Origin of the sequence: Aeromonas sp. SG16 (assembly GCF_024436135.1) — a bacterium.
Classification (GTDB): Bacteria; Pseudomonadota; Gammaproteobacteria; order Enterobacterales; family Aeromonadaceae; genus Aeromonas; species Aeromonas jandaei.
Window position 1 is genome coordinate 192,304 of record NZ_JANFNW010000003.1, and the last position, 11,212, is coordinate 203,515.

General features: G+C 59.4%; 11 protein-coding genes and 1 other RNA gene. 6 read left to right on the plus strand and 6 right to left on the minus strand.

Annotated elements, in window-relative coordinates; translation table 11 throughout:
- Window positions 1-2: 2 nt before the first annotated feature.
- The 3 genes from NOM67_RS10950 to smpB form a co-directional block, all read right to left on the minus strand.
- Window positions 3-578 (minus strand): ROK family protein, encoded by a 576-nt coding sequence (locus tag NOM67_RS10950; RefSeq protein WP_255936981.1) that lies wholly within the window; start codon window positions 576-578, stop codon window positions 3-5.
- Between the two features lie 29 nt (window positions 579-607).
- Window positions 608-967, minus strand: a transfer-messenger RNA (tmRNA) gene (ssrA, locus tag NOM67_RS10955).
- Between the two features lie 162 nt (window positions 968-1,129).
- Window positions 1,130-1,618: an SsrA-binding protein SmpB gene (gene smpB, locus NOM67_RS10960; protein WP_005344095.1), complete on the minus strand. Its 489-nt coding sequence runs from the start codon at window positions 1,616-1,618 to the stop codon at window positions 1,130-1,132.
- 169 nt (window positions 1,619-1,787) lie between these two features.
- Here smpB and NOM67_RS10965 point away from each other — a divergent pair, with 169 nt between their 5' ends.
- Window positions 1,788-2,222, plus strand: coding sequence for an SRPBCC family protein (locus NOM67_RS10965; RefSeq protein WP_005344096.1), 435 nt, complete (start codon window positions 1,788-1,790; stop codon window positions 2,220-2,222).
- A complete protein-coding gene (locus NOM67_RS10970) occupies window positions 2,215-2,577 on the plus strand; it encodes an RnfH family protein (protein WP_255936984.1) in 363 nt (120 codons plus the stop codon). The genes NOM67_RS10965 and NOM67_RS10970 overlap by 8 nt, the downstream gene beginning before the upstream one ends.
- 97 nt (window positions 2,578-2,674) lie before the next feature.
- On the opposite strand, the gene NOM67_RS10975 is transcribed toward NOM67_RS10970, so the two are convergent.
- Both NOM67_RS10975 and fadE read right to left on the minus strand, forming a co-directional pair.
- Window positions 2,675-3,949 (minus strand): amidohydrolase, encoded by a 1,275-nt coding sequence (locus NOM67_RS10975; protein ID WP_255936985.1) that lies wholly within the window; start codon window positions 3,947-3,949, stop codon window positions 2,675-2,677.
- Window positions 3,950-4,106: 157 nt separating this feature from the next.
- Window positions 4,107-6,563, minus strand: coding sequence for an acyl-CoA dehydrogenase FadE (gene fadE, locus NOM67_RS10980; RefSeq protein WP_255936987.1), 2,457 nt, complete (start codon window positions 6,561-6,563; stop codon window positions 4,107-4,109).
- A 256-nt stretch (window positions 6,564-6,819) separates the two neighbouring features.
- Here fadE and lpcA point away from each other — a divergent pair, with 256 nt between their 5' ends.
- The 3 genes from lpcA (at window position 6,820) to NOM67_RS10995 (ending at window position 8,956) form a co-directional block, all read left to right on the plus strand.
- Window positions 6,820-7,398, plus strand: coding sequence for a D-sedoheptulose 7-phosphate isomerase (gene lpcA, locus NOM67_RS10985; protein WP_255936989.1), 579 nt, complete (start codon window positions 6,820-6,822; stop codon window positions 7,396-7,398).
- Window positions 7,399-7,532: 134 nt separating this feature from the next.
- Window positions 7,533-8,324 carry a class II glutamine amidotransferase gene (locus tag NOM67_RS10990; RefSeq protein WP_071910909.1) on the plus strand — a complete coding sequence of 264 codons (792 nt, stop codon included), beginning with the start codon at window positions 7,533-7,535 and terminating at the stop codon, window positions 8,322-8,324.
- 296 nt (window positions 8,325-8,620) lie between these two features.
- Window positions 8,621-8,956 (plus strand): Hpt domain-containing protein, encoded by a 336-nt coding sequence (locus NOM67_RS10995; RefSeq protein WP_043851223.1) that lies wholly within the window; start codon window positions 8,621-8,623, stop codon window positions 8,954-8,956.
- Window positions 8,957-8,985: 29 nt separating this feature from the next.
- Here the strand turns inward: NOM67_RS10995 and yvcK are convergent, their stop codons facing one another.
- The gene (gene yvcK / locus NOM67_RS11000; protein WP_255936994.1) at window positions 8,986-9,900 is read right to left on the minus strand and encodes a uridine diphosphate-N-acetylglucosamine-binding protein YvcK; all 915 of its coding nucleotides are present in this window, start codon (window positions 9,898-9,900) and stop codon (window positions 8,986-8,988) included.
- A 116-nt stretch (window positions 9,901-10,016) separates the two neighbouring features.
- On the opposite strand from yvcK, the gene NOM67_RS11005 reads away from it, so the two are divergent.
- Window positions 10,017-11,201 (plus strand): FIST signal transduction protein, encoded by a 1,185-nt coding sequence (locus NOM67_RS11005; protein WP_255936997.1) that lies wholly within the window; start codon window positions 10,017-10,019, stop codon window positions 11,199-11,201.
- The last annotated feature ends 11 nt before the right edge of the window (window positions 11,202-11,212 follow it).

Genomic DNA, 11,212 nt, shown 5'->3' on the forward strand with positions numbered 1-11,212 from the left:
CGCTATCGGGCGGCGGGCTGACTCGCCCCCAGCTCGCGCTCAACGTAGAGATAGCCAATCCCCATCACTTGCTGGGCGCGGCTGAGCTGGCCAAAACGGATGTGGGTGGCGTTGACGGCATCGCTGCAGTCGAACGGGTTGGCTCCGGTCTGGTGAATGATGGTCTGCAGCCACTCCTCGCCAAAACCGCAGCTGCGGCCATAGAGCCAGATGCGGTTGATATTGAGGATATTGAGAAAGTTGTAGAGGCTCAGGCCAATGGCGCGGGCGCCCTCATCCACCATGGCCCGGATCATGGGTTCTCCCTGCTGATAGCGTGCCAGCAGCTGGGCTGTGCCGACACGCCCCTCCGCCAGCGCAGCGGGATCCGCCCCCTGCTGCTTGAGAAAGACCCGGGCCCGCTTCTTGATGGCCGAGAGGGAGGCGACCGTCTCCAGGCAGCAGTAACGGCCGCAGGCACAGGCGCTGCCATCCGGGTTGATGATGGTGTGGCCGATCTGGCCGCTGCCAAACAGGGCACCCCGGTAGATCTGGCCGTTGATGATGAAGGCCGAAAACGGAGAAATAAAAAGGGCCACCTCTTGCGAGGCGGCCCTTTCCAAACGTTTGGTGGAGCTGGGGGGATTTGAACCCCCGTCCAAAATTACTACATCCTTGGCACTACATGCTTAGTCACTCTTTACATTCGCCAACCCGCTGCGGAGAGACACGCCACGAATTGACTAGCTCGATTGGTTTTAATGCTTCCGCCCCGAGCAGGACTTCCACACGATCCTGTGAAGGATGACCTTCCGATTCCCTAGGACACAGGCAAGCTAGGGTAGAAGGGCTCAGCGCAGGTTATTAAGCTGCGAGTGCGTAGTTTTCGTCGTTTGCGACTATTTTTTTGCGGTTTATTAACGAGGCCTACCGCACCTCGGCATGCACCTTGGGTTTCGTGAATCTTGTCGAATCCAGAATCAGCCCCAAGTTGTTAAGAGCGATTGTACGCAAAAATGCTGGTATGGCAAGGCGTTGATGGTTATTCCCGCCAGCTGGTGGTCTGTTTGCCGATTTATTGTGCGCAGTGGCCGGGGGAGGGGAACCGGAAGTGAGGTGTCCGGACGGGAATCGTCCGGACATCAGAGGGTTAGCCGCGGTACTTGTTCTTCATGATGCGGGCTTTTTCCCGATCCCACTCGCGGGCTTTGGTATCCTCGCGCTTGTCGTGCTCTTTTTTGCCCTTCACCAGACCGATCTCGACCTTGACCCAGCACTGTTTCCAGTAGAGGGCGAGGGGGACGACGGTATAGCCCTGACGGGCAATCAGGCTTTCGAGTTTGTCGAGTTCACGACGGCTCAGCAGCAGTTTGCGGGTACGGGTCGGGTCACACACCACATGGCTGGAGGCCGCTTGCAGTGGCAGGAAGCTGGAGCCGAACAGGTAGGCTTCGCCATCGCGGAAGATGACATAGGCTTCGCTGATGTTGGCCTTGCCCGCCCGCAGGGATTTGACTTCCCACCCTTGCAGGGACAGACCCGCTTCGATCTTCTCTTCGATGAAGTATTCGTGGCGCGCGGTTCTGTTGAGTGCAATGGTGCTGGACCCGGCTTTGTTTTTACTGTTTTTTTTGCTCATGACGGGCGATTTCCGGCAATGACTAGGAGGCTCGTATTATACGTAGGCGGGGGCGGCTGTAAAACGCGCGACGGGTCAAGTGGCCGCTTTCTGAGCAGTTTGGCCGAGGTTTTACCTCCAAAAGAGCCAACATGGTGATAAAATCGCGGCGATTGGATGAGGAAAAGCCATGCCCCGTATTACTCGCAGTGCCCTGGTAATGTTCAGTGCCGAACAGATGTTCAAGTTGGTCAACGATGTGAATGCCTATCCGCAGTTTTTGCCCGGCTGTGTCGGCAGCCGCGTGCATGAGGCGGGTGACGATTACATGATGGCGTCGGTCGATGTGGCCAAGGCGGGCATCGCCAAAACCTTTACTACCCGCAACCAGCTGGATGTAAACCGCCAGATCAGGATGGAGCTGGTGGACGGCCCCTTCAGCAAGCTGGCGGGTTGGTGGACCTTTACTCCCCTCGATGTGGATGCCTGCAAGGTGGAGTTTGACCTCGATTTCGAATTTACCTCCAAGCTCATCGAAGTGGCCTTTGGCCAGGTGTTCCGCGATCTGGTGAGCTCCATGGTCTCCGCCTTCTCCAACCGGGCCAAGGTGGTGTACGGTGCCTGATCAGCTCAATATCGAAGTGGTTTATGCCCTGCCGCAGCGCCAGACGGTGATTGCGCTGCGGGTTTCTCCCGAGACCTGCGTACAGGCTGCCATCGAGCAGTCCGGCATCGTGCAAAAACACCCCGAGATCGATCTTGCGGTCAACAAGTTCGGCATCTATAGCCGTCCGGTCAAAGGGAGCGATCTGCTGCAGGATGGCGATCGCATCGAGATCTATCGCCCTCTCATCGCCGATCCGCGCGAGATGCGTAAAAAGCGCGCCGAGAAGGCCAAGGAGGAGGGGCGTGCCGATGCTGTGACCGGCGGTCGTCCCAATACCAACCGCAAGCGCGGTGCTGGCCAACCGGCTGAGTGACATTGCGCCGCGGCAAGCGGTTAGCAAATAAAAAGGCGCCGATGGGCGCCTTTTTTGATCCTGTTTGCTCAGGTTTCCGCGCTGATGGCCACCGGGTTTATCCCTTGATATGAGCGGAATTCCCCAGTCTGGCATGGGCCCACGCCGCCAGCAGATCGACCCCGCTCTGCATCACCCGCTCGTCGAAATCGAAGGCGTTGTGGTGGTGCGGCGCAGCCAGATCGGCGCCGAGGATCAGGTAAGCCGCTTCGCCCCCTTGCTTTTGCACCCGCTCCATCAGAAAACCGGCATCTTCGCTGGCGCCAAAGCGGCGAGTCTGGATGGTGGCGAGCCCCTGCTTGCGAGCCAGCGCCGCCAGCTCGGCCTGCAGTGCCGGGCTGTTGTCGAGCGCGATGGCCTCACCCTGTTTGATGATGCGGTAGGTGACGCCGTGGGCAAGGGCAGTGCCTTCGACGATGCGTTGCACCTGGCTGAACATGTAGTCGTTGAGGGCGCTGTCGGCGCCGCGGGTTTCACCGTGCAGTTCGGCATGGTCGGGAATGACGTTGCGCCCGCTGCCGGCGTGGAGTTGGCCGATGTTGATGCGGGTCATGCCGTCGCGGTGGCGCGGAATGCCGAGCATGGCGGTGGTAGCCATGCAGGCGGCAGCCAGTGCATTGCTGCCGGCATTGGGCTCGAGCCCGGCGTGGGCGGCGGTGCCCATAAAGTGGACGTCGAACTTGGTGGAGCAGAGGAACTCGGTGGGATTGATCACCAGCTCGCCGCTGCCGGCGTGAATGCCGATATGGAGCGAGAGCAGAGCATCCACGTCATCGAGGGCACCGCCTGCGGCCAGCGCCTTGCCACCGCGACACCCCTCTTCAGCGGGTTGGAAGAAGAGCTTGATGCGCCCGCACAGCTCCTCTTTCATCGCCATCAGGCGGCTGGCCAGCCCCAGACCAATGGCAGTATGGCCATCGTGGGCGCAGGCGTGCATCCACCCCTTGTTGTGGGAGGCAAAGCCCTCCTGCTGCGGCAGGTGCTGCTCGGCGGCAGACTCCTCCACCTCCACGGCATCGATGTCGAAGCGAAAGGCCAGAGTCGGGCCGGGGCGGCCGGTATCCAGCTCTCCCATCAGCCCGGTGACATCGCCGATCCGCTCCAGCCAGTCGGGGTGGGCTCCCTGACGGCGGGCGCGAGCCTTCTCGGTGGCCACATCGACATCGCGCCCCATCATCAGATTGCTGGCCAGCAGCTTGTCGCCAAGCACGATGTGATAGCCAAGTTCATTCAGATGGTGGGCAATCAGGCTGGTGGTACGAAACTCTTTCCAGGCCGCTTCCGGCAGGCGGTGCAGGTCGCGGCGCCACTGGATCAGGTGCTCAAGGGTCATCCTGGCTTCCTTTGTGATTCGGTTTGCCGACTATTGTGCACTGTTTTGCGGACGAGGACACGGGGAAGGGCGCTGGTCGGGGGAGCTGGTGCACGCTGTTGCAGGCATGAAATAAAAAACGCCTCCACAAGGGAGGCGTTGTCAGAATGCCTTGATATCAGGCGGCGCGATGGTAAGCCGAGGCTTCAAACAGCTTCTTGTTGGCTACCAGATCGATGGGGTCAAAGTCATCGACGTTGATGGTGCGCAGGCGACTCACTTCGGCGCGGCGCAGCAGCTCCGCTTCGCTCTGGCTCAGCACGCCAGCGGCCAGGCCGATGTCGGCCACCTTGTCCAGAGCCAGGAAGGGGCGCTTGACGCCGTCAGCCTTGCACACCTTGTCAAACAGCGGCTCGGCAGCCAGCACGTCATCGAGCGCCTGCTCCAGCAGACCGAAGGGGTTACCCTCTTCGCGGGTCAGGTACTGGCCCTTGGCCAGGCGGCTGCGGGTCTCGCTCGGGGTTTGCAACAGGCGGGCAACCTGGTTGTCCAGCTTGTCGCTCGGACGCTTCATGTCGCGACCCAGCGGCAGCACCACGGCGCGCAGGGCAAGGCCAATCCAGCGGTTCGGGAAGTTGCGCAGCAGCTCGTCGATCGCCTCTTGGGCCTTGAACAGGGCATCTTGCAGTGCCCAGTGCAGCAGCGGCAGGTCGGCCTGTTGGCGTCCCTCGTCCTGATAGCGCTTGAGGGCGCTGGAGGCCAGATAGAGCTGGCTCAGCACGTCGCCAAGGCGGGCGGAGACCCGCTCCTTGCGCTTGAGCTCACCACCCAGGGTGCCCATCGCCATGTCTGACAGGAAGGCCAGGTTGGCAGAGAGGCGGGAGAGCTTCTGGTAGTAACCTTTGGTCTGGTCGCCATAGGGTGCTGCGGCAAAGCGGGCGCCGGTCACACCCAGCCAGAAGCTGCGTACCATGTTGCTGATGGCAAAACCGACGTGGCTGAATACCGCCTTGTCGAAGTCCTTGAGGGCTTGCTCCTGATCCGGATGGCTGGCTGCCAGCATCTCCGGCAACACGTACGGATGGCAGCGGATGGCGCCCTGACCGTAGATGATCATGCTGCGAGTCAGGATGTTGGCCCCTTCCACCGTAACGGCGATGGGGGCCCCCTGATAGCCACGAGCCAGATAGTTGTTGGGGCCCATGCAGATGGCCTTGCCGCCGTGGATGTCCATGGCATCGATGATGCACTTCTGGGCACGGTCGGTGAGGTGGTATTTGACGATGGCGGAGATGACCGAGGGCTTCTCGCCAAGGTCGATACCGGTCACGGTCAGGTTGGCTGCTGCGCCCATGATATAGGCGTTGCCGCCGATGCGGGCCAGCGGCTCTTCAATCCCTTCCATTTTGCCGATGGGCAGCTTGAACTGGCGACGGATGCGGCTGTAGGCGCCGCTCGCCAGGGCCAGCATCTTGACACCACCGGTACTGTTGGAGGGCAGGGTGATACCGCGTCCTACCGACAGACACTCGACCAGCATGCGCCAGCCCTGACCGGCCATGGCAGGGCCGCCGATGATGAAGTCGAGCGGGACGAACACATCCTTGCCCTGAGTCGGACCGTTCTGGAACGGCACGTTGAGCGGGAAGTGGCGACGGCCGATGCCGACCCCCTTGATGTGAGTAGGGATCAGCGCGCAGGTGATGCCGAGCTCTTCCTCGTCACCCAGCAGGTGCTCGGGGTCACGCAGTTTGAAGGCGAGACCCAGGACGGTCGCGATGGGAGCGAGGGTGATGTAGCGTTTGTTCCAGGTGAGGCGCATGCCGAGCACTTCTTTGCCTTCCCACTCGCCTTTGCAGACGATACCGAAGTCGGGGATGGAGCCGGCATCAGAACCCGCTTCCGGGCTGGTCAGGGCGAAGCAGGGGATCTCTTTACCTACCGCCAGGCGGGGCAGGTAGTAATCCTTCTGTTCGTCAGTGCCGTAGTGCTGCAGCAGTTCGCCCGGGCCCAGCGAGTTGGGTACGCCGACGGTGGAGGCGAGCACGGCGCTGGCGCCGCACAGTTTTTGCAGGACGCAGGACTGGGCGTAGGCCGAGAACTCCAGACCGCCATATTTCTTCTTGATGATCATGGCGAAGAACTTGTTGTCCTTCAGGTATTGCCACACCTCGGGGGAGAGATCCGCGCGCTCGTGGGTCACTTCCCAGTCGCTGACCATGCGGCAGACAGTTTCCACCGGGCCGTCGAGGAAGGCCTGCTCTTCAGCAGAGAGAGCCGCGACCGGAATGGCGTGCAGTTTTTTCCAGTTCGGGTTGCCCGCGAACAGATCGGCTTCCCACCAGGTAGTACCCGCTTCAATCGCCTCTTTCTCGGTGCGGGACATCTCCGGCATGATCGATTTGTAGAGTTTGAACAGCGGCTTGGTTATCTGGGTGCGGCGAAATTCCACCAGGTTGAGCGGGATGGCGATCACCGCAAACAGCGCCCAGACCAGCAAGGGCACATGACCATAGATAGCACCAAGCACCAGCGCAGCGCCGGTGACCAGGGTGGAGATGAACAGGGATGTCCGGCGGTAGGCCAGGGCTCCGATAACCAGGATCACCCCGAGCAGAGTGAGGGTCGTCGTCATTGCTTGCTCCTTGCGTGAAAGATTGCCAACGTGGCGTCACTGATCCAGAGGTCAGACCTGTTGGATATGGCCCCTGTTGTAATTCATACGCACAAAGTTATCAAGCTGTTTACATCTTCATTACCTTGCGACTGTGATCCCCGTAACGCTCGTGGCAACAGGGTTGTGTTGCAGGGGGGAGGGGGCGACTCCGGGATTGGCTTGTGCGAGAATAGCGGTGACTTACACGCACACTAAAAACAGTGGAAGAGACATCATGTACCAAGAATTGATCCGCAACGAACTGACTGAAGCTGCCAGCGTGCTGCAGGCTTTCCTGGCTGACGAGCAGAACCTGAAAAACATCGAGGCGGCTGCCAAGCAGCTGGCCGACTCCTTCAAGGAGGAGGGCAAGGTGCTCTCCTGCGGCAATGGCGGTTCCCACTGCGATGCCATGCATTTTGCCGAAGAGCTGACCGGTCGCTATCGCGAGAACCGCCCGGGTTACGCCGGTATCGCCATCTCCGATCCGAGCCACCTCTCCTGTGTCTCCAACGATTTTGGCTATGACTACGTCTTCTCCCGTTATGTGGAAGCGGTCGGCCGTCGTGGCGACGTGCTGCTCGGTATCTCCACCAGCGGCAACTCCGGCAATATCATCAAGGCCATCGAAGCTGCCCGGGCCAAGGGGATGAAAGTGATCGCCCTGACCGGCAAGGATGGCGGCAAGATGGCCGGTCTGGCCGACATCGAGATCCGGGTGCCGCACTTTGGCTATGCCGATCGCATTCAGGAAGTGCACATCAAGGTGATCCACATCCTGATCCAGCTGGTCGAAAAAGAGATGGCCAAGTAATCGGCAACTCGCCGAGACAAGGGCAGGAAAGAGTGTCTGCTATGTGCTCTTACCTGCTCTTCTAATCCGGTTTTTGCTGGTCAGCCCGAGAGCTAAGCCAGTTGTTATGTAGTCAAGGAAGGGGGCATCCGGATATGTGCGAACTGCTCGGCATGAGTGCCAATGTGCCGACCGATATCTGTTTCAGTTTTACCGGCCTGATGCTACGTGGCGGCAAGACCGGCCCCCACAAGGATGGCTGGGGCATTACCTTTTACGAAGGGAAGGGCTTTCGCACCTTCAAAGATCCCGAGCCCAGCGCCCAGTCACCTATCGCCAGACTGGTGCAGGCGCTGCCCATCAAGAGCTGCGCCGTCGTCAGCCATATCCGCCAGGCCAACCGTGGCTGCGTCTCGCTGGAAAATACCCACCCCTTTACCCGCGAGCTGTGGGGCCGTTACTGGACTTTTGCCCACAATGGCCAGCTCACCGGCTACAAGAAGTTGCCAACCGGGCGACATCGCCCGGTGGGAGACACCGACAGCGAACACGCCTTCTGCTGGCTGCTCGACCGGCTGGAGCAGAAGTACCCCAAGCGTCCCGCCAACTTTCCCGCCATGTTTCGCTATATGGCCACCTTGTGTGATGAGCTCAGGGGGTTGGGGGTGTTCAACATGCTGCTCTCGGACGGGGAGTATGTGATGACCTACTGCAGCAACAACCTGCACTGGCTGACTCGCTGTGCACCTTTTGGCGAGGCGAGTTTGCTGGATGAAGAGGTGGTGATCGATTTCCAGAGCGAGACCACGCCCAACGATGTGGTGACACTGGTCACGACGCGGCCGCTGACCGGCAATGAGAACTGGATCAAGATGGCCCCCGGCGAATTCAATCTATTCCGGCTTGGGGAGCGGGTGGCGACTAACCAAATCAGCGTCACACCATAAAAAATACCAGGGTAGAAAACTACCCTGGTTCTTCGCAGCAGCCATAAAGGCAAAAAGGGATGAGAGGTGTTGCTGAGCAATATCACTCTGACAAAACGGATTGTTATTTATTTGTTAATCGGCGGCAACTTTTTTGTATCTTTTGCCATTTGCACTGTATCGATAGTGAGAGATCTCTCACGTTTTCCACCTTGGAGCTCACTTCATCATCAGAGGAATAATGGCTATGCAGGCGATCTTGTTGATGAAGTTATCTATAGTATGGTCTGTTTGAATACCTTTCCGGGGAGGAACACATGGAGTGGGTAGATCGCAAGGTATTGCAACAGTTGGCCGATGACATTGGTCAGGAGATGTTGCCGGTGGTGATCTCTGTCTTTATCGAAGAGGTGGGGGAGCAGTTGGGTCAGCTCAGGCCACTCTATGAGCAGGGCGATTGGGCACAACTGGCCAGAGTGGCTCACAGCATGAAATCATCCTGTGGCAGCTACGGCGCCATGCCCAGCTACCAGCAGGTGATGGCGCTTGAGATGGCCTGCAAGCAGGCCGATGCCGGTGAAGCGGGGCGTCAATTGCAAGAGTTGGAGCACTCCTTGCCCCAAGTTCTCTCTTTTCTCGCAACCTATCAGTGAGGCTGTTTGGTTCGGCGCATGCAGATTGGTCAGCGTGCGTTGAGCAGATGCTGGATCACTCTGTCCAGCGCAAGTTTCAGCTTCAAGCGATCGTGGCGGTGAGGCAATTCGCTCTCCCCCAACTCCGCCTCGATCAGTTTTCCTTGCCACTCCCCTGCTTTTCCGGCCTCGCTGGGGGCGAGGATGGCGTCAATCCGTCCCTGACCTATTCTTGATTCCAGCCAGCGACACTGGCTCTTCAGATCAAGCTGGCCAGCTGGCCCTTTCTCCGCTACCAGATTGCAGATAAAGACCACCATGGCGTTGCTCTCGTTGATGGCCTGGGCGATCTCGGCCAGCAGCAAGGGGGGCATGATGGAGGTGAGAAAACTGCCCGGCCCGAGGATGACCATATCAGCCTGTTGCAGCGACTGTACCGCCTCTCTGGTGGCCTGCACTTCGGGCATCAGGCCAAGGGAGAGCGGTGGGGAGGCGAGCTGGTCAATCGAGACCTCTCCCAGGATCCGGGTGCCACACTCCATGTTGGCGCAAAGATCGGTCGGAAATTCAGACATGGGTAGCAATTGTGACTCGATTTTGAGCATGTCGCTGATCAGCTTGATAGCATCAAGAGGACGGACGCAGAGGTTATCGAGTGCCAGCAGCATCAGGTTGCCGAGGTTGTGTCCCGCCAGTTCACCCCGGCCGGCGAAGCGATATTCAAACAGCATGCTGCCGATGCTGGGATCGGTCACCAGCTGATTGAGACAGTTGCGAAGATCGCCCCAGGCGATGCAATCCTGGCTCTTGCGCAGACGTCCGGTGGAGCCACCATCATCTGTTGTGGTGACTATGCCGGTCAGGCGTTGACCCAAGAACGAGAGGGATGAGAGCACTCGTCCCATACCGTGGCCACCACCGATGGCTACGACCCGCTCGAAGTCATTGATGTTTTTCTGCCACATGAAGGCATCCTGTCATTGGTCTCAGTTGACCGCTATATTAGCAAGTGAATCGAGGTAATTGTTTGATAAGGGTATGATTTTTGCTTGCGGTTGGCATCCGTTAATACGACAAGGAGATGGTGTTGAAATTTCTGACCGTTCACTCCCTCGCTGAAAGCTCAGCGTTGGCGGCTCAAGAGATCTGTGCACGACTGCGCCACCATTCCATGCAGGCTCCCTCCCTGTTGCTGATCTATTTTACCGAGGCCCATGAGGGCGAGGTAGTCTGTTCCGAGCTAAAACGCCAATTCCCGACCACCCGTGTGCTGGGGTGCAGCTCCTGCGGCGGGGTGATGACCGAAGTGGGCCATCATGCCAGACAGGGATATGGTCTCGCTGTCGCAGCGTTTTACGACGAGGCAGGAGCCTATGGCATCGCCGGCGCCAGCGGTAGTCAGGTCGATGTGAGGCAGTTGCTGCGTCGCGCCATGAGTGACTGTGACCGACCCGGCGAGTTGCCCCAGCTTATCCTCTTTCATGCCAGTCCCGGCCAGGAGGAGGGGCTGCTGGCCGGCATTGAGGCAGAATTGGGTGCATCCGTACCCGTGGTGGGGGGCTCTGCGGCCGACAACAGTGTCAGCGGCAACTGGCAACTCTGTTGGGATGAGTCGATGACCCGCGATGGCATCGTGTTGGCGGTGCTCTATCCCGATTGCCAGCTCGCGTTTCAGTTTCACTCCGGCTACGTCCCCGCCGAATGCAGCGGCGAGATCACCGTCTGCCATGGGCGGGAGGTGTTGACTATAGATCACCAGCCCGCTGCTGAGGTCTATGCCCGCTGGTGCGGACGCGAGTCCCCCTGGCCTGTGGGCCCCATCTTGCGCGAAACCACGCTCAATCCACTGGCTCGTCAGGTGGGCTCCCTCGATGGCATTCCCTATTACAAGCTCTCTCATCCGGAGGCGGTCACCGAGCAGGGAGGCTTGCGCCTCTTTACCGACGTGGCGCCGGGCGAACGGTTGCTCCTGATGTACAGCAGTCAGGAGGGATTGCTGCAACGTAGCCTCAATGCAATCCGGATCGAGCCGGGCTATGGTGTCGATGTTGAATTACAGCCTATCGGCGCGCTTATCATCTTTTGTGCTGGTTGCCGTTTGGCGCTTGGTGATATGTTGTGCGAGTTTGTCGAACAGAGCCGTGCTCGTCTCGGCAAGATCCCCTTTATCACTCCCTTTACGTTCGGCGAGCAGGGGCGGCTGCCCCACGGTGAGCTGGCTCACGGCAACCTGATGGTATCGAGCGTGATCTTCCTGACCCGTTAGAGAACAGGCAA

What these genes read in the sequence shown, in the direction of transcription:
- smpB (WP_005344095.1), bottom strand. Translation starts at nt 1,618, where the DNA reads ATGAGCAAAAAAAACAGTAAAAACAAAGCCGGGTCCAGCACCATTGCA.
- NOM67_RS10965 (WP_005344096.1), top strand. Translation starts at nt 1,788, where the DNA reads ATGCCCCGTATTACTCGCAGTGCCCTGGTAATGTTCAGTGCCGAACAG.
- NOM67_RS10975 (WP_255936985.1), bottom strand. Translation starts at nt 3,949, where the DNA reads ATGACCCTTGAGCACCTGATCCAGTGGCGCCGCGACCTGCACCGCCTG.
- fadE (WP_255936987.1), bottom strand. Translation starts at nt 6,563, where the DNA reads ATGACGACGACCCTCACTCTGCTCGGGGTGATCCTGGTTATCGGAGCC.
- lpcA (WP_255936989.1), top strand. Translation starts at nt 6,820, where the DNA reads ATGTACCAAGAATTGATCCGCAACGAACTGACTGAAGCTGCCAGCGTG.
- NOM67_RS10990 (WP_071910909.1), top strand. Translation starts at nt 7,533, where the DNA reads ATGTGCGAACTGCTCGGCATGAGTGCCAATGTGCCGACCGATATCTGT.
- NOM67_RS10995 (WP_043851223.1), top strand. Translation starts at nt 8,621, where the DNA reads ATGGAGTGGGTAGATCGCAAGGTATTGCAACAGTTGGCCGATGACATT.
- yvcK (WP_255936994.1), bottom strand. Translation starts at nt 9,900, where the DNA reads ATGTGGCAGAAAAACATCAATGACTTCGAGCGGGTCGTAGCCATCGGT.
- NOM67_RS11005 (WP_255936997.1), top strand. Translation starts at nt 10,017, where the DNA reads ATGGTGTTGAAATTTCTGACCGTTCACTCCCTCGCTGAAAGCTCAGCG.